This is a genomic window from Paenibacillus sp. 2TAB23, from assembly GCF_052115165.1.
Lineage (GTDB): Bacteria > Bacillota > Bacilli > Paenibacillales > Paenibacillaceae > Pristimantibacillus.
The window spans coordinates 48093-66646 of record NZ_JBFRGD010000027.1; the positions used below are offsets into that span (position 1 = coordinate 48093).

Below are 18554 nucleotides of genomic sequence, written 5' to 3' on the forward strand. Positions count from 1 at the left end.
GGAGAGGGGATTGCGGGCTTCATGTTAAAAGCTATATTAGTAGATGATGAGGAGCCGGCACTCGTACATTTGGAGCGTTTGCTTAAAGCAGATGGTCGCGTACAAATTGCCGGCAAGTATACTTCTGCTCAGGAAGGGCTCGAGTATCTTGCCCGTAACGATGCCGATGTTGCTTTTTTGGATATCGGCATGCCTGAGATGAACGGATTGCAGGCAGCTGAACGTATTCAAACGCTGTACCCGCATATTCGTATCGTTTATGTGACAGCCTACTCCGCTTATGCCGTAGAAGCCTTTGAGCTGTATGCGCTGGATTACTTATTGAAGCCTGTGGATGCAGTAAGAATCGGGAAAACGATCAACCGGATTGAGGAGTATGCGATGCTGTTGAACAAGCAGCCGCAGCCGGTTGAAAGCGAGGCGGAAGCTAACGAGCTTTCGGTGCGTTTATTTAAACGGCTTGAGCTTAGCGGCGGTGCTGTATTGGACGGCAAAGTGAAATGGCGTACGAAAAAAGCGCAGGAGCTGTTTGCTTATTTGCTTCATCTAAACGGGGCTTGGGTTGCGAAGGATCGGCTCATCGAAACGCTGTGGCGAGAGCAGGATCATGAAAAAGCGATTACCTACTTGCATCATTCCGTTTCGCGGATCAGATGGCTGCTTAGGGAATGGGGAGTATCGTTTACGGTTCAGTACGAGGATGACAGCTACAGACTTGCCACATCTGGTGTTCGTACGGATGTTGACGAGTTTGAGCAGGCTCTATCCAAATTGCCTTATATCTCCCGAGATAATTGGAGCCATTATGAGCATGCAGCTTCCCTATATCGGGGTGATTACCTCGAGGATCACAATTACGATTGGGCAGAGACAAAGCGTATTAATCTCCAGCTGCGCAACTTTCAACTCGTTTGCAGCATGGCGCGCCATGAAATGCAGGAAATGCTCGAACGGTCTGCCATACAACGACTGTTGAGCGCGCAAGCCAGCTTCCCTTACTCGGACGAGCTGTGCCGGTTATTAATGACGGGATATGCCAAGCTCGAGGACCGATTAGCTTTGAAGGAATGCTACAAAGCATTCGAGCTAGCTCTATTTAATGAGCTTGGTGTTATCCCAGAAAGACAAACAACCGATCTTTATAAGCAGCTATTATAAATTGCAAATGCTTATGGGCAAGGAGGCAGCGATAGGATGAAAAAACAATGGGGGACGATAATTGTATTCTTCCTTATCGTTGTAGCTTTTCCGATATACGAATATGTGTATCAGCAGTTGGCAGAAGACAAAGCACCGCATTCAAGCGGGGGCACGCTTGATTTATCTGATTGGGATTTTAGTAAGGATGGGTCGGTAGCGCTGAATGGCGACTGGGAATTTTATCGTAATCAGCTGCTGACGCCTCAGCATTTCAAGCAAGCGGAGTCGAACACATCGAAGGGGCCTGAGCTAACAGGCCTCTTTCCTGTACCGGGGCAATGGAATGCCTATATTGCCGAGAGCGGCGAGCCAGCCGCAGCAGGGTTCGGCACGTATCGGCTGCATATTAACCTAGGCGACCAGCATGAAAAGTATTATGGAATTAGAACGACGAATATCCGGATGGCGAATAAAATTTACATTAACGGAGAGGAAGCAGGCGCAAGCGGCCTTCCCGGCGACTCGGAGCGAGCGGATAAGTCCTCCAATGTTCCCTATCTAGGTTTTGTTTCGATCAATGAACCCGTTGTCGAGATAATCGTGCAGGTATCCAATTTCAATTATTCTTCCGGAGGAATTATTTATCCGATTTGGTTCGGCGATGAGCAAGAGCTTCGAAAAACACGGGAGTTTAGATTGTTCGGTGAATTTTTCAATATTGTAAGCTATTCCATGTTTGCTGTGTTTTTTCTTTTCTTATTTTATTTACGCAGAGAGGAACGCTCACTGCTCTATTTAGCCTTATGCTGCTTGTCTTTGTTGATCTATGTGCTTACGCACGGAGAGAAGCTGATGGCGGTCATTTTTCCAGAGCTAGACTATGGGATCATCATGAAGCTGCAGAGCATATCCTCGGCCTTTGGGCATTTGTTTCTGCTTTATTATGTGTATGTGTCGGTTCCGCGGGAAATTAATGAAAAGTTATGGAACGCTTGTAAAGCTACTGCGATATTCGCATTGACGGCTTCCATCATCCTGCCTACCATGCTGTATTCAAAATGGTTCTTTATTGCTGTCATTCTTTCTATGTTCGTTGTGAGTGTCCTGTTTTATACGCTAATTAAGGCGGTGCTGAACAGGTCCAAGGACGCGCACTACTTGCTCTTAAGCGCGATTAGCATTCTAGTATATATTATTGTGAGCATTATGCAGGTACTAGGCATGCTGGAAAGCCACTTCTATCTCTCCTATGAGCTGCTTATTCTCGTTGTCGTCCAAGTCGTCATGCTAGCTAAGCGTTTCTCGAATTCTTTTAACGAGGTTGAAGATCTCTCACGCAAGCTGGTGGCGATAGATGGATTAAAGGATGAGTTTATGGCTAACACCTCGCATGAGCTTAGAACGCCGCTGCATGGTATCGTAAACATCGCGGAATCGCTTTTGGAGGGGGTAGCCGGAACTCCTAGCAGTGATCAAGCAAGACAGCTATCCATGATCGTGTCGACGGGCAGAAGGCTTAACTATCTCATTCATGATATTTTGGATTTCTCTACGCTGCGCAATGGTCAGCTAACGCTGAACCGTCAAGCGGTTGATCTCCCTGCTGCGGCGCAATCGGTCATGGAGGTCATCCGTCATTTGGCGGAGAAAAAAGGAGTGAAGCTTATTCAGGAGTGGCCGGTAAATCTACCGCTGTTAGATGCCGATGAAGAGAGGCTTCGCCAGATCCTGTTTAACTTGCTTGGCAATGCTGTGAAATTTACGCATGCTGGACATATTCGAATACAAGCCGAGCTTGCTGATCGTATGGTCATCATCCGAGTGGTGGATACAGGTATAGGCATTCACCTGAACAGGCTGGATGATATTTTCAAACCGTTCAACAGCTTAGGCACGGTTGACATTCAAGCCGGTTATAGTGGAACGGGCATTGGCTTGAACATAACGAAAAAACTCGTTGAGCTTAATGGCGGGAGCATTTGGGCTGAATCTGAGCCAGGCATAGGCTCTACCTTTTCGTTTACACTCCCAGCTGCTAGTCATTCCTCCATCACAGAAGCGGCAGCAGGTAAAAGGAATGCGGCTACGATTGAATCGCCTTACCAGCTGCAAACGGCAATTGCTCAAGGACTAGGCAACACCGAAGCTGATAACCATTCGCAGCATTTTACGGTGCTGGTAGTGGATGATGACCCGATTAATTTGCAAGTGCTCATTAATTTATTGTCTACAGAGCATTATACCGTCATTGCCGTAGATAACGGAGAGGATGCGCTTCTTGCGCTGTCTGCTAAACGCCGCTTTGATTTGGTGATTACGGATTGGATGATGCCGGGCATGTCAGGGCTTGAGCTTTGCAGGCGAATCAGGGAGCGACATGCGCTATCTGAGCTCCCTGTCCTAATGCTCACAGCCAGAAGTCTTGGGGGAGATATCCAAACAGCCTTCAGCGCAGGCATTAATGACTTTTTGACGAAGCCTGTGGACGGTGTCATCCTGCGGGCAAGGGTAAGAACTTTGCTGGAGCTGCGTCAATCTGTGCAAGCGGCGATTCGTTCTGAGCTTGCGTTCCTTCAAGCGCAAATCAAGCCTCATTTCTTATATAACGCGCTAAATACAATCATATCGGTTTGCCCTACCGACCCGGAAAAGGCTACCGAGCTATTGATGGATTTAAGTAAATATTTGCGAAGCAGCTTTGATTTCCATAATCGGCAGCAGATTGTCAGCCTGGAGAAAGAGCTGGAGTTGGTTCGTTCCTACGTCGCACTGGAGCAAGCAAGATTTGGCAAGCGGCTGCGTGTGGTGTACGAGGTGGATGAACGCACGTCCGGTTTTATCCCGCCGCTTAGCATTCAGCCCATTGTCGAAAATGCCGTAAGACATGGCGTTATGCAGAAGGCGGCTGGCGGGACTGTTTTCTTGAAGGTTCAGCAGCTTGGCGATCACTTGCAGATTTCGGTAACAGATAGCGGTGTAGGTATAAAAGATAGCGAGCTTAACTCTCTGCTATTAGAGCAGCGTCCTCTACGCGGGGTCGGATTCATTAATATTCATCGACGTTTGTTGTCGCTGTACGGGGAAGGCCTTCTTATTACAAGCAAGGAAGGCGAAGGTACGACGGTTTCCTTCCAGGTTCCTAAGGCTAAGCAGGGAGATGAAATCGAAATCTATGAAGATTAATCTTTAGTAAAAATGGGCATTCCAAAGTCGTTTTCTTGAATACTTCACATTCGCTTTGTACGATAGGAAGCAGCGAAAGAACCTTCAATTCCACTTTATAGTGGTTTTGAAGGTTCTTTCATGTATTTATGGGGATTGACGGCTCTGGTTTAGCCTGTTGAGACACTCTTTGCTCGGGTTATAGAATGAGATTACTGACCGGAAGTCTTCTTAAGCAACCGACTTAGTTCTTCGTCGACGCGTGCGCTGCGGAGCTCGGTTTGCTCATTGATGCCCGTTTGGCGGGCGTCTAGCCCATATCGTCCTCTCGCAAGCTCCTGCTGCGCTTCTTGCTCCATCAGCTTCTGCTCGATTCGATCGAACCCCCGTGCAGCCGAGCTGCCAAGGTGGACGGAGGAGGACGGATATCCAGACGTTTGTGCCGTTTTTTCCAGCCTTGCAACAAGCTCTTGCCGTTTTTCTTGCAGTCTAGCTTTTTCTTCCTTCAATGTTCCGACACGAAGTTCCAAATCAAGCACCGCTTGCTTGGCTAGATGTATGAGCTTCTGCGTTTCTTCCTTTTGTTCCAAATACAAAAGCTTAGCCTCAAGCGCAGTGCGAGCCTCTGCCTCACGACCCTCTAATGCTGCTTGTTCCGCTTTGCCTTCGTAGTAGGACGCCTGATCGTTCAGCTCATTCAGCTTTGCAAGCAAGAATCGCTCATGCGCCTGCTGCTTTAAGCTTTCATGCTCAGCATTTGCAATTTCTTCGTCCAAACCTCTTAAATAGTGGTTTAGCATCATGACCGGGTTTTCAATCTTGTCTAGCATTTCATTAGCGGCCGCCTTCGTCATACTGGCCAAACGTTGTAAAATTCCCATTATATCATCTCTCCCTGATTAGTTTAGTTTAGTAGTGGTCAACAAATCTAAAATCGTGGTTTGCGGCTTTAGGAACAAAAAGTGTAGCAAGGAAGTAAATCAGAATGACTGCGCCAAAGCTGAAAAATGCGGCGATAACAACTAATAATCTGATGATCGTAGAATCAATGCCTAGCCACTGTCCAATACCTCCGCATAGACCGGTCAGCTTGCTATCCGTCGTTGATCGAAATAATTTTTTCATATCTTTCATCCTTTCCCTTCGGCTCATCTATGTCCTTATTGTAGAATAAGGCCTGCATTCTCGTAACGGACCGCGGTCTGTTCCTGCTACTGGTCTTTAGGCGGGTATTCATGCGACAAATGGCGGGGAAGAATGGTATTGGAGGTTGATTAGACTAGCGATTCAAGATGTAATTATGCTTTACAGCAAACGCGTTATCTCCTATTATGAAGCTAGTTTTAATAGAGAAATATTAGTAGGTATGGGAGGCAAGGCTAAATTGAAGAAGAGGACTTATAATAAACGGGTAGTTTGTTTACTCCTTGTTTTCGTTTGTTGTTTTCCAAGCTGGATGGCTCCTTTGTACGCCAAAGCGGAGCCTGCCTTATCGAGCGGTTCGTATTTGGCGGAGCGATGGGCTGTGAACGTGGAAGGCGGAGTAGGGGCAGTACCGCTTGTCGGGGTTGACGGGACGGTGTACGTCTTATCGAAAAAGGGACAATTTCATGCATTAAGCCCTGAGGGCAAGGTTATTTGGACGGCAGCGGTTAGGCCATTGAGCGAACAATATTCAAATGAAAAAGGCCAAGTCCTGCTAGGGACTGACGGAATCATTTATGTAAGCTCAGGCGGAAACCTATATGCTTTTCAAGCGGATGGAACGAAGAAATGGGAATATGAAACGACCTCTCCGCGCTTAGATAAGGTAGTATTGCAGCGTAACGGGTTGATCTATATCCAAGATAGCCGTTCCGTGCTGGGCATTCGGTTGGATGGAACGAAAGCACTCGAGCGGACCGATGTTACTGGTTTGGTGAAATATAAAGGCGCAAGTGAAGATAAGATTTACGTAACGTCGCATAAAATGTCAATAAAAAAGGTCGATGATAAACACATTCCTGAGCACGCTATTTACGCTGAGGAATTGAATACAAATGGTTCATCACGCTGGAAGGTAAATTTGAACAGCAGTTCCTCCTATCTGAATCCCGACGTAGACGCAGAGGGGAATATGATGGTGTTTATCCAGCCTGCGGATGTCGGAAGCCAATCCCAAATGCCATTCTACGTTCGATCTAGGCAGCCATCCGAAGTGAAAGTAATAGGCGAGGGAACGGTGAGACGGACTTATTCTTTAACGGGGAGGACGGAAGCGCCTATTTTATTTGATGAGCAGAAAAATGCTTACATCGTTACACGGGATGCCGTTGTTTCTAAGTTTGATTCGTCAGGTAGGCTCATTTGGAAACAGCAGCTTAATGAGCGATCGGATTTAAATGAGCATGGAACAGCCATGCATCTTGAAAAGGACGGCTCACTCTTATTCTATAGCATGCTTTATCGTTATGTATCTGGGGATGGTTCGTCTGAGCGGAGCGATCTCTATAAACTCGAGCTTCACCGGTTCAGCCAAGATGGGAATCTTGTTTCTTCTACGGTCAGAAAATATGAAAATCCAGTTGTATGGTTGGACAATGGAATGGCGTTATTTGACGGCTATAATAAACTTATTTTATCAGACTTGAAGATGAATACAACGAGGGAGTTTGATGTCAGTTCTACCTTTCATCTCGCGTACATCGATCAGAACCGAATTTATATGGGGACGAGCAGCGGACGGATCATTGCACTGGAGTTAAAAAATATAAAGAATGAGCGTGAGGTTGTCTCCTTATCATTCGGAAATACATTCACACAGTATGAAGCGGGAACAAGCATCTCTCTACAAGCAAGTGCAAAATATGCAGACGGAAAAGAACAATCGAATCCAACAGGTGTAGTCTATCGAACAAGCGACGAAAAAATCGCCTATTTCGGAAAATCCGGATTTCATGCCGTTGCGCCAGGTGAGGTAGAAGTGACTGCTGAATACCAAAATATAAAAACGACCATTAAAGTAACGGTGATTAGGCGGCCGAACATAGAGAAGCCGCAAATAACCTATAGCGCCATGCTACAAAAAAGTTGGTCATACGTATTGCCGGCGCTTGAAACAAGTAAGAACGAAAGTTATTTAGCGCCAGTTCTATCAGCAGACGGTTCGGTTTATGCGCTAAGCACTCAAGGTAAAATCGCAGCGGTCAACTCGGCTGGAAATATCCAATGGCAGCATAATTTGAATCAGCTAATGAGCAAGAAGCCGGTGCTTGGTCCTGATGAACGACTTTATTTGGGGACGAATACAGGTCAGCTTATTTCTTTTGATCTCGCTAGCGGCAAACAAATGCTTAATCAAAATACTGCGTTAGGTCATTACAGTACGCTGCTCGGCTGGGATCGCTCTGGAAATAGGTATACAGGATTCAGTATAAGTACGTCTACCCGAACGTCGAGAGGGGAAAGCAGCAAGCTGCAAGCGGTAAATAAAGCGGATGCTTTGAGGTGGACAACTTCTTTGGTTGGAGAAATTGCGCATGATGAACCTGTTCTGAACACCAAGGAAGACACAGTTTACGTCGTTACGAAGAACAGCGAAGCGGTTGGCGAGGTTTCTGCCTATTCGACGGGAATGATTAGCATTCGTTTTCTAGGCACGCTATATGCAATTGATGCTTCGTCCGGCAATATTCGCTGGAAATACGATCTTGGACATGCGAATTCAGCGTTCTACAAGCCACAACTGCTTCAAGATGGAACAATTGCCGTCGCTAGCTCGGAAGGAACCGTGAGCGCGGTAGACTCGGATGGCAAGCTGAAATGGAAAAACAATTTTAAACTGTATTCACAGGCTGAACCTTTTTTAAGCAAAAACAAACTAGTTATGTTCAAACAAAGTGTAGCCGGAGGCCTGTCCGAGGAAGAGAAAGAGGTTCAACTGTTGAACATGAAAGATTATCCGGAAGCGATCAACCAAACGCAGAATGAATGGCTTTTCACATTAAAGGAGAATGCAATAAATGCTAGAAGCCGCCATTCTGTGGCGTCTTACGATACGGCAGGCAACATGAAATGGCGGATTGATTTGGCGGGTGATAAGTCTAGCGTGAGCAGTATCACTAATGATCTTCAAGTAGCAGTGATCGACAACGGGAATGAACTAGGCTTATTCGATATTGAAGTGAAGCGCTCCTCAGGAAGCTTATTTCCTGATATGAATGTGCATTGGGCGAGGGAAGCGGTAGAAAAGCTTGTAGAAGCTGAAGTTGTTTCCGGTTTCCCTGACGGGACCTATCGACCGAATGCCGCAGTCACCCGCGAGCAGTTTTTGACTATGCTTTCAAACAAGCTCGATACGACTTTAAGGGAAACGGAGCTATCTTTCTCTGATATTCCTAAAGCGAGATGGTCAAGAGCTGTAATTGAGACTGCCGTGGCGGATGGCTGGCTTGATGCGGCAGCATACGGCAGCACATTCAAGCCGGCTGATCCTGTAACGAGGGAAGAAATGGCGGTATGGACGGCCAGAGCATTAAAACTGACGGAAAAAGCGGATGGCCTGGCAAAGGTGGCTGATCGATTATCGATCAAGGCATCGAATAGAGGCTTGGTTGGCGCGGTTATCAATGCGGGCATCATAAACGGCTATGCGGATGGAAGCTTTAAGCCGCTAGCGACATTGACTCGTGCAGAGGCAGCGGCTTTGTTGTCTAGAGTAAAACGTTAATGGTTAAGTGAACCTACTAATTTTGCTGCAAAATAATGAATGAATTAGAGCTTGCTTTAAAGGTCACCGACCTGGGAGTAAGCTCTTTTCTCTTGTTCAAGCTCCTCGCTTGCCTAAGCTTGTCAAACTAGTCCGCATAATTGGTCAAGTCCCCTCATAGACATGTTATCAGCCAGTAAAAAACAATGTGCAGAGGGGATGATTACATGCGTCGCATGACATGGACCGCGGCAATCATATTGTGTTTGTCGCTCGTATTAGCAGCTTGCGGAACGAAGGACGCCGAGTCCGTGGTTAAGGAGCTCGACAAAGTAGTGAACAGCATGGAGAGCTATCAAGGAAGCGGTACGATGACGTTGCGGACGGGCCAGCAGCCACTGGAGTACAAGGTGGAGGTATCCTATCAGAAACCGCAATATTATCGGATCAAGCTTACGAATGAAGAGAAGGACATTACACAAATCGTGCTTCGCAATGACGACGGCGTATTCGTTCTCACACCGAAGCTGAATAAAGTTTTCCGCTTCCAAAGCGATTGGCCGCAAAACCAAGGCCAAGTTTACTTGTACCAAACGCTCGTACAAAGCATCCTTGTGGACAATTCCAGACAGTTTGTAATCGACGAGGACAATTATGTCTTTGACGTTATGGCTAATTATAATAACGGCTCGTTGGCTCGCCAAAAAATATGGCTCAATAAAGCGGATTATAAGCCCGTTCAGGTTGAAGTGAGCGATACGAATTCGGCCGTTATGGTCGAAGTAAAATTTGATAATTTTGACTTCGGGCCGAAGTTCGATAAAGCCGTTTTCGAGACGGAAGCCAACATGAAAGCGACACCTTCCAGCCAAACGACAGAAGAGCCGACGATGACGCTGCCGGATGATGAGAGCACCAATGGAGCTGCTGAAGGAAACGTCGACAATGTGAACACAGATGCGAATGCTGCAGCAGATGGGGATAAAGCAGACGATGCGGACAAAGACGCGAATGCTGCAGCAGATGGGAATAAAGCAGGCGATGCGGACAAGGACGCGAATGCTGCAACGAACGGGAATAAAGCAGACGATGCCGGCAATCAAACCGGTGACAACAGCGCTGTAGATGGTGATGATCAAACGAACAACAGCGGGAATACGTCCGAGGATGAAGGCGATGATGCGGCAACGAGTGCCAATCCCGAAGAAGCAGTGGGCTTTACTGCAATGAAGCCTTCTTATTTGCCAGCAGGCGTTCAGGAGCCAGAGCTTATTGACATTGTGTTTGGCGGCAACCCTGGCCTGATGCTGCGTTACACAGGCGATTACAGCTATACGCTTATTCAAACAGAACCGAAAGATCAAGCGGCATCATTGGTGCCAGGCTCGATACTGGATCTAGGCTTCACGGTGGGCGAGCTGAGCGGCGAAGAGCAGCAGACGTTGACTTGGACGTATGAAGGCCATCAGTTCCGTTTGACAAGCGCAAATCTGCCGGAGTCCGAGATGATTAAGGTCGCCCAATCGGTACAGGGCGAAATCGGCAAATAAATCGGTTAAACGGGCGATTTTCCAAGACGTACTAGCCATTTTCGAGGTTCGTTTCATTGACAGTCTCAGCAGCAAGGTTTAACATTATTGCTATTGATGTTTGCTGCTCGGACTGTTGTGGCTGCCAGACAAGGAGAAGGTGAACGGCTTGGATTTGTATTATCGCCCTACTAGGGTTGAACTTTCATTAGATGCTTTACGACATAATTTAGAGGCTTTTCGAAATGCGATCCCGAATGAATGCAAGATCATGGCATCTGTTAAAGCAAATGCTTACGGACATGGCGCGGTTGAGATTGCACGGGAGGCAGAACGCTTCGGCGTAGATTATTTAGGCGTTGCATTTCTTGATGAAGCATTGCAATTGCGCCAGGCTGGCATCCAAACCCCGATTCTCGTGCTTGGATTCGTGGCTGCGGATGCCTTGTCTGTCGCTAGAAGCCATAACATTACGATCAGTCTCTTCCGAGAAGACGTTTTAGCCGCAGCGTCGGTTCTGACGCCTGATGATAGTGGCCGCAGGCTCAAGGTCCATATTAAGATGGACTCCGGAATGGGTAGGCTAGGCGTTATCGGCAAGGATGAAGTGTTGTCCTTTATCGAAAAGGTTATGAAGGTTCCACAGGTGGAAGTAGAAGGCTTATTCACGCATTACGCGCGCGCAGACGAGGCAGATAAAGAATACACCGAGCTTCAGTACAACAGGTTTCAAGAGGTAGCCGTGCATGTGAGGAAGCAGGGCTGGCCCATTCCGATTATTCATGCGGCAAACAGCGCCGCGGGTATTGATACGCCCCAATGGGCAGGCGATATGCTCCGCTTAGGCGTCAGTATGTATGGGTTGTATCCGTCAGATGAGGTAAACCGCCAGCGTATCGAGCTGGAGCCCGTGATGTCTCTGAAGACGGAAGTCGTTATGGTCAAAACGGTACCGGCTGGCTGGGGAATTAGTTACGGCACACGTTATGTAGCGGCTCAGGAAGAGTGCATCGGAACGCTGCCGATTGGATATGCAGACGGCTATAGCCGTATGCTTACCGGCAAAGCACAAGGGATCATACGCGGAGTGAAAACTCCGATTCTTGGAACGATATGCATGGACCAGTGCATGATTGCGCTTGATCCAGCGGCAACTGAGAGTGATGGCAACGTTAAGAACGGCGAAGAAGTGGTGCTCATTGGCCGCCAAGGTGATTCGGTTATTACCGTTGGGGATGTTGCGGATCAGCTTGGCACGATTAATTATGAGGTCATCTGTATGCTTGCTGCACGGCTGCCACGCATTTATATTAGCGGTGACCGCACAATCGCGATTCAAAACCCCCTTGCTCAGTCAAAATAACTATTGGTAATTGTTTCAACTTACAAATTTTCGTAAATGAAGAGGATTTTCGCCAAAAATCTCGAATGTAATATGGCAGATCATCTATAAGGGCTATACATGAAAACATACAGCATATTTGATATACGGCTATCATAGATATGTTGAAGTATAGCGACGGCAATATATTGTCATAATGTGTAGTAAGGTTATGGAAAAGTTTTGGGGGTGCGAGTTCGGTGGCCAATGTACAAAATACCAAAAGAATCATGATTAGCCTGCCAGATCATTTGCTGGAGGAGGTTGACGGGATAGTTGCCAAGGAAAACTCCAACCGCAGCGAATTTATTCGGCAAGCCATGAAGCTTTATTTGGTGGAGCGTAAAAAACGTCAAATCCGGGAATCCATGCAGCGCGGATACATGGAGATGGCGAAAATAAACCTGAACATGGCCTCGGAAGCTTTTCAAGCGGAGGAAGAAGCAGATCATACGTTAGGCCGTCTCGTTAGCGGGGTGTAGAGGTTGATTGTAAAACGTGGTGATGTTTTTTTTGCGGATTTATCGCCAGTCGTCGGATCGGAGCAGGGAGGCGTTCGTCCTGTTCTGGTCATTCAGAATGATATTGGTAACCGTTTCAGTCCTACGGTCATCGTAGCTGCAATAACGGCTCAAATCCAGAAGGCAAAGCTGCCGACCCATGTCGAAATGGATGCAGCCGCACATGGCTTTGACCGCGATTCCGTGGTGCTTCTTGAGCAGATTCGAACGATTGATAAGCAGCGGCTTACTGATAAAATTACGCATTTGGATGATGAAACGATGCGCAAGGTCGATGATGCTTTACTGATTAGTGTTGGCTTAATTGATTTCTGAGCGTTATGGGCTGTTTAGCGTCTAGAAGGGTTGACCTTCTGCTGAATGGCTTTTTTTGTCGTCTTTTACATAAAAATGATGAAATTAGGAAAAAATGATAGACAAATGAAAGATGGATTTGCTATTATGAACTCAATTACTTAAGTAAACCTATAAATGAGCACGATTATGCGAAGAACGCACTCAGTAAGCCTTAGATGGCAGCTGGTGCGTTCTTTTTTTGTGTTCGGGGAGGAGTGGCGATGAGAAAACGAAGAAATGCAATCATCAGCCTGACAGCGGCCGTTCTGTCGGCAAGCTTAGTTTATGGCATCTACGAGCTGCAGCGCGTGCATATGGAGAACGAGGAGATGATAGCCGTAATTGTACCCAAACGATTCATAGGAGCGGGAGAACGGCTTCAGGAAAGCGATTTGGAATACAAAACGGTTCCTCAGGCTGTGTATGTTCCCGACATGGTCATGAAGCTGGAGGAGGCAGCTGGGAAAGAGACGATTATTCCGCTTGGCAAAGGCGAGCCTTTGCTGCTTTGGAAGGTGGATGAGTTCCGCTTGCAGCCAAAGCGGTCGGAATCTACTTTTCAGATTCCCAAGGAGTACATCCGTTCCATCTCCAATGGCATTAGGGCAGGCGATAAGGTACTGCTGTATGCTTCAGGGGAAGGACACCCTTCCGAACGGTTATTCACAGCCGCAGTTACTGTTGCATCGGTGAAATCATCGGGGAATGTGGAGATCGACAACATCGAGAATCCGAATCTCATCTCGCGTGCGGAAGGGAATAAGGAGCAAATGTATGCTTCGCGGCGAGAGGCTAACGGCATGATCGACTACTTGAACCTGAATTTAACGGAAGAGCAGTGGTTATTGCTTGACGGCTATTGCAAAGGAGGAGCCTTAAAGCTGGTCGTGTCGTACAGCCCGGAATCGCTTGATCTAGCTGGTGCTGGAGAGGATGGTGGGCTGTGAATGCTGCAATTGCACCTTTAGCTGCATTTATAGGAACGACACCCAATATCGGAACGACAGCAGCGGCATTCGCAGCTGCTTTCCGGATTGGGGAAGCGAGCGGCAAGCCAGTCGGATATTTATGCCTCAATCTCAAAAGCTCAAAAATTCATCGCTATCTCGGTATCGATGAACCGCTCGTCACATTAGATAAGCTTCGCCCAGAGCTGAGATCCTCCGCGTTGACGCCGGATATGCTGCGCAAGGCGGCGCATAAGGTGGCAAACCAGCCGAATGTACAGGTATTATTCGGCAACATGATGAGGGAGCAAGCGGAATATTTCACGCCAGAAGAAGCGAAGCATTTGCTCGACGTCGCAGAGCAGACGTTTGCATTCGTTATCGCGGATGTCGGCGCGTATTGGGATAACGCTGCCACCATATGCGCGGTTAGAAGAGCAGGCTCGCGCATACTGGTGACTACGCCGTCCTTGTCTCATTTTCAAGAGGATGGCAAGCGCTGGATCGGGCAGGTATCGCCGTTATTCGGCGTAAATCCTGATCAATATGATTCAATTACTATTAATGGACCTTGGAGAAATGGAGGCTATCAGATGAAGCATATTTGTAAAGAGCTCGGCACGTCGGCACTGGGTCAGCTTCAATTAAGCGAATCAGTATCCAGTCAATTGGATAGTGGAACCTATGCTCAGTGGCTGAAGACGGACAGCGGCGGTTCGGAGATGATGAAGGGTCCTGCGAAGGCGATAATGCAGAGGCATGGCATTCGGAGCCTGGGGGTTTCTGTAGCCGTTCAGCCGTGGTACCGCAAGCTGCTTGCCCATCGTAACGGTACAAGCTCGTGACGGCACAACAGAATCGATTCTCGCCTTCAGGTTTTGCTGCGCAGATGCAGTCGGAGCGGGAGCAGCACGATAATGAGCCGCTTGCACCGTACCAGACAGCAGACACGCAGGGAGAGTTCGCACGGCTTGCTGATGATATTCGCTCTTATCTAAGCATTCCGCACGGAGTAGGAGAGGATGAGCGCAGGCAGTACAGCGAAACGCTGAATCGTGCGGTGTTAGGCTATTCACAGGAACGGGAGCAGGTGCTTGCGGTCATCGCGGATCGTTTGATAAGACTTCGTATTCATCGGGCCGATCATGTACAGCACCCGTATCACACATTGGCAGAAGCGTTGTTCGCCGAGGTAATCGGATTGAATGTGCTCGAGCTGGTGCTGGCAGATAAAGACGGTTTAGAGGAAATACAGGTTGTCGGAACAAGCATCTTCCTTGTCAGAAACGGAGTCTCCAAGCCAAGCGAATATCGTTTTGACAACGCACGGGAGGTTGAGCGCATTCAGCAAAATCTTGTTTTGTACAATAATGATCGCATTAATCCGCGTAAGAGATGGGCAGAGGTCATGCTGCAGGATGGCTCGCGCGTAACGATGACCGGATTCGGGTTCACGGCAAATCCAACCTTGACCATTCGTTTTTATACGGTAAGAAGCATTAGCTTGCTTACATTATGCGATCCGAAGTATAGGACGATGAACGAGCAGATCAAGATGCTGCTGACCGCCATTCTAGAGGCGCGGTTCAATATCGTTATCATTGGTCCTACGAATTCAGGCAAAACGAATCTAATGAAAGCACTCATTGCCGAACTGCCGGACGAAGAGCGGATTATTACAATTGAAGGGCGTTTTGAAATGATGCTCGGGCGTGATTTTCCGAACAAGAACGTCATTGAGTATACGACTGATGAAGAGGATGACTATCACCGGGCGGATCAGGCCTTCAAGCTTGCGTTGAGGCAATCGCCGAAGCGTATTATTCATGCCGAGATACGCGATCTGGATGCGAACATTTACGTGCGTGCCTGCACGAGGGGACATTCGGGAAGCATGACGACCGTGCATGCCAATACGCTGGAGGATGTGCCTGAGGCGATTACGGATATGTGCATGCAGGATGGCAGAGGGATGAATGCTGAGCGTTTGACCAAACGGATCACGCAATACGTTACAGAGATTGGAATCGAGATGGCTCTAATGGGAGGGAGACGCATGATTAGGAGGGTTAGCGAGTTCAGCTGGGAGAACGGGCAGGTAATTCTTAAGGATTGGGTTATGTACGATGAGAAGAAGGAGAAATGGATTTATCCAGCGCTTCCATCTGCCTCAGCTGCCTTACGACTTGCTGGAGGAGGCAAGCGTTATGAATGAGCTTTCTGCCGGCGCGTCTGCAGCACTGTTATTTTGCCTATTGTTTATTGCGATTATCAATTTGCTTTTCCTATGGTCGCAGGAGCAACAGCTCGTCAGAAAGCTAACTTATATTTCGAAGCGCAGCTTGCGCGTACGGGCAGCAGAGCGCTTTAAACGCTACGCATGGCTGTATCGTCATCTATCTGATTTGCTGGAGGCGCTGCGTCTTGGTATTTCACCAACCGGCTTTGCTTATATTTCCGGTCTGCTGCTTCTGGCAGGGCTTGCTGCAGGCGGACTCTTCTTCCAAAGTGTAAAGGGAACCTTGTTGTTCGGCTTAGTGATTGGATTATTGCCCTATACGATCCTTCGGACGCTGCTCGTGCATCGGCGCATGCAGACGCAAATGGACTTTTTGCCGGCCGTTGAGCTTTTTTATCAATGCTATCTGATTACAGGGGAGAGCCAAGTAAGAGTCGCGCTGCAGCGCACCGTGGAAGAGCGAAGATTGCTGGGACCGATGCAAGCCGTATTCGAGCAGCTTTACCGTAATTTGTCGGTGCGGGGTGATGATGAAGCAAGCCTAAGATTGCTCAGCACATCGCTTGGTCATTTGTGGGCCGATTATTTTGTGCATATCTTGCGGGTTGCGCTCGCAGAAGGTGTAACGGTGTCAGACAGCTTGAAGGAGCTGCTCACCGATATGCGCAAAGCTAGACGGGCGAATGAACAAGAGCGGAACCGCTTGCTGGAAATTCGAGTTGCCAATTTTTCACCACTGTTGTTCCTTGCTTTATTTATTGGCATTAATTTGCGATACAACAAAGAAAACACCTATTTCTATTACGTTGTTGATCCGATGGGACGGGATATGCTGCTTAATGCAGCTTTGTTGATTTTCGCTTCATTTCTGATGGGATTATGGCTATCGCGAAAAAAAATGTGAGAGGAGGTTAGCTATGCCGAATTGGGTCATGCAAATGATGGGGCTGGCTTTTATAGCTGGGCAATGCGTTTTCGGTGCGGTGTTTTTTTACATCTTATTGCAGCTATGGCCTGAACGTCCTGCTATATGGAAGCATTTGACTGTCGTGTCGGCTTGGCGTACGAGAATGGTACCGGAGAAATGGCTGCGGTTCTTCTTGCTTTCAAGAAAGAGGGAATCTTTCGTGGAAAGAGAAATTCTGCTTGCCGGCTGCGGGGTAACGGCTGATGCGGCATGGTATATGCTCGCGTACCGTCTGCTTGTTTGTACGATGGGCAGCTTAATCGTTAGTGTGGCTATTTGGCATAAATGGCTGAACGCCTACGTTCCCGTTTCCTATGTCGCTCCCTTCTTGCTTCTGGCGATGCTTCTTATTAATCTTGACCTTCTATGGCTGCGTTCCATTCGCAAGATGCGAGCGCTGCAAGTGACGAAAGAGATTTTTGTAGTCAGCAAGCAATTGATTTATTTGTCAGATTCTTCGCTGCATATTCATGCTAAGCTGCAGCGCTGTGTACCCTTTACGCGCGTGATGCGTTTTGAATTGAACCAGCTGCTTGCCGAGTGGTATCACGATGCGGGAGGGGCTCTGCAGCGATTTAAACAGAGGCTTGGCACGGAAGAGGGCTTAAGCTTCGTAGAAACGCTGGATGCGCTCAGGCTGCATGAAAGCCATCAATATTATGAGCTGATCCGCACAAGAATTGAAGACTACAAGGAGAAGATCGAGCTGGCCAAGGAAAGCCGCAAAGAGTCAACTTCCTATTTATTATTTATCATCGCGGGCATTCCGATCTTGTACACCTTTCAAATCTTTATCTATCTGTGGGTGAGAGAGGGACAGAAGCTCTTTCAGTCTCTGAGCTGAAAGAGGCAACGAAGCTTTGGAAGGAGGTGATCACGTGCGCAATATTCTAATGACCGTCATGATGCTGGTCGTCGTAATCGTTCTATTCAATACGATAATCGCTCAGGATACAACGGGAACAAGCAGTCAAATCGAAACGCAGGGCACTGCCGCCAATACAAAGATTAGTCAAATGCTTCCTTAATTCATCGGTATTGTGTTAGCCATAAAGAGCGGAGGTATTACGATATGCGCGGAATTCTAATCTCCATGCTGCTGCTTGTTGCCGTGCTGGCTTGCTATCAAGCAATCGCCGAGGGCGATGCAGGAATGAAGCGGCAGATTGACGGCGCTGGCAGCTCGATCAGCTCGCATATTAGGAGCATGAGCCCATGAAGCAGATTTTGATCTTCGTATTGTTTGCAGCGCTGCTCTGCTGGCTGATGTTCTCTCCGATTTATAAACATGTTCTTATTGTCAGGCAGGCGGTATTGCAGCAAGAGGTGGATTACTTGTTGGAAATAGGAGCTAGCGGAGGCTACGGATACATAAGCTCAGCAATGCAGGAGCAGTCTAGACAGCGTCTAGCGAGATTTGGCATGCGTCCTGAGGATATATCGTATGAGCTTGCATCGACGAACGGGCAGTCAGCATCCAATCCGTACGATCCACTGCCTCGAGGTACGGGAATCTCATTAACGATGAGCTATCCCTACGAGCATATATTTGAGATTGATCGTTTGATTGGTTTAACGCCGCCGTTACCGTCAGATAGGATGAAGGCGTTCGGGATGAAAATGAGCGAGTATGTTCCATAGGAGG

At 47.8% G+C, this 18554-nt stretch carries 17 protein-coding genes; 15 read left to right on the plus strand and 2 right to left on the minus strand.

Translation table 11 applies throughout. The features are described from left to right. Positions 1-21: 21 nt before the first annotated feature. Together AB4Z29_RS27715 and AB4Z29_RS27720 are read left to right on the plus strand one after the other, a co-directional pair. Entirely contained in the window at positions 22-1158 is a 1137-nt protein-coding gene (locus tag AB4Z29_RS27715; RefSeq protein WP_441946212.1) for a response regulator, read from the plus strand. Positions 1159-1194: 36 nt separating this feature from the next. Beyond that, positions 1195-4323 (plus strand): hybrid sensor histidine kinase/response regulator, encoded by a 3129-nt coding sequence (locus AB4Z29_RS27720; protein WP_441946213.1) that lies wholly within the window; start codon positions 1195-1197, stop codon positions 4321-4323. 191 nt (positions 4324-4514) lie between these two features. On the opposite strand, the gene AB4Z29_RS27725 is transcribed toward AB4Z29_RS27720, so the two are convergent. Both AB4Z29_RS27725 and AB4Z29_RS27730 read right to left on the minus strand, forming a co-directional pair. Further along, entirely contained in the window at positions 4515-5183 is a 669-nt protein-coding gene (locus AB4Z29_RS27725; RefSeq protein ID WP_441946214.1) for a PspA/IM30 family protein, read from the minus strand. 28 nt (positions 5184-5211) lie between these two features. Continuing rightward, positions 5212-5427, minus strand: a complete 216-nt coding sequence (locus tag AB4Z29_RS27730; protein ID WP_183562635.1) for a PspC domain-containing protein — start codon at positions 5425-5427, stop codon at positions 5212-5214. Positions 5428-5767: 340 nt separating this feature from the next. Between AB4Z29_RS27730 and AB4Z29_RS27735 the strand changes: the two genes are divergently transcribed. The 13 genes from AB4Z29_RS27735 (at position 5768) to AB4Z29_RS27795 (ending at position 18550) form a co-directional block, all read left to right on the plus strand. Further along, positions 5768-9010, plus strand: coding sequence for an outer membrane protein assembly factor BamB family protein (locus AB4Z29_RS27735; RefSeq protein WP_441946215.1), 3243 nt, complete (start codon positions 5768-5770; stop codon positions 9008-9010). A 206-nt stretch (positions 9011-9216) separates the two neighbouring features. Further along, a complete protein-coding gene (locus AB4Z29_RS27740) occupies positions 9217-10539 on the plus strand; it encodes a LolA family protein (RefSeq protein ID WP_441946216.1) in 1323 nt (440 codons plus the stop codon). Between the two features lie 148 nt (positions 10540-10687). Next, entirely contained in the window at positions 10688-11881 is a 1194-nt protein-coding gene (gene alr, locus AB4Z29_RS27745; protein WP_441946217.1) for an alanine racemase, read from the plus strand. Positions 11882-12099: 218 nt separating this feature from the next. Further along, the gene (locus AB4Z29_RS27750; protein ID WP_028609437.1) at positions 12100-12381 is read left to right on the plus strand and encodes a CopG family ribbon-helix-helix protein; all 282 of its coding nucleotides are present in this window, start codon (positions 12100-12102) and stop codon (positions 12379-12381) included. Between the two features lie 3 nt (positions 12382-12384). Continuing rightward, a complete protein-coding gene (locus AB4Z29_RS27755) occupies positions 12385-12735 on the plus strand; it encodes a type II toxin-antitoxin system PemK/MazF family toxin (protein WP_028609438.1) in 351 nt (116 codons plus the stop codon). A gap of 242 nt (positions 12736-12977) precedes the next feature. Next, positions 12978-13703 (plus strand): SAF domain-containing protein, encoded by a 726-nt coding sequence (locus tag AB4Z29_RS27760; RefSeq protein ID WP_441946218.1) that lies wholly within the window; start codon positions 12978-12980, stop codon positions 13701-13703. After that, complete coding sequence (locus tag AB4Z29_RS27765; RefSeq protein WP_441946219.1) at positions 13700-14548, plus strand: hypothetical protein; 849 nt, start codon at positions 13700-13702, stop codon at positions 14546-14548. The genes AB4Z29_RS27760 and AB4Z29_RS27765 overlap by 4 nt, the downstream gene beginning before the upstream one ends. Further along, positions 14545-15918: an ATPase, T2SS/T4P/T4SS family gene (locus tag AB4Z29_RS27770; protein WP_441946220.1), complete on the plus strand. Its 1374-nt coding sequence runs from the start codon at positions 14545-14547 to the stop codon at positions 15916-15918. Before AB4Z29_RS27765 ends, AB4Z29_RS27770 begins: the two co-directional genes overlap by 4 nt. Beyond that, positions 15911-16846 carry a type II secretion system F family protein gene (locus tag AB4Z29_RS27775; protein WP_441946221.1) on the plus strand — a complete coding sequence of 312 codons (936 nt, stop codon included), beginning with the start codon at positions 15911-15913 and terminating at the stop codon, positions 16844-16846. The genes AB4Z29_RS27770 and AB4Z29_RS27775 overlap by 8 nt, the downstream gene beginning before the upstream one ends. Positions 16847-16859: 13 nt before the next feature. Beyond that, entirely contained in the window at positions 16860-17753 is an 894-nt protein-coding gene (locus tag AB4Z29_RS27780; RefSeq protein WP_441946222.1) for a hypothetical protein, read from the plus strand. Positions 17754-17787: 34 nt separating this feature from the next. Beyond that, entirely contained in the window at positions 17788-17937 is a 150-nt protein-coding gene (locus AB4Z29_RS27785; protein ID WP_183562657.1) for a hypothetical protein, read from the plus strand. A 44-nt stretch (positions 17938-17981) separates the two neighbouring features. Beyond that, complete coding sequence (locus AB4Z29_RS27790) at positions 17982-18128, plus strand: hypothetical protein (RefSeq protein ID WP_441946223.1); 147 nt, start codon at positions 17982-17984, stop codon at positions 18126-18128. Beyond that, on the plus strand, positions 18125-18550 hold the full coding sequence (locus AB4Z29_RS27795) for a hypothetical protein (protein WP_441946224.1): 426 nt from the start codon (positions 18125-18127) through the stop codon (positions 18548-18550). The genes AB4Z29_RS27790 and AB4Z29_RS27795 overlap by 4 nt, the downstream gene beginning before the upstream one ends. The last annotated feature ends 4 nt before the right edge of the window (positions 18551-18554 follow it).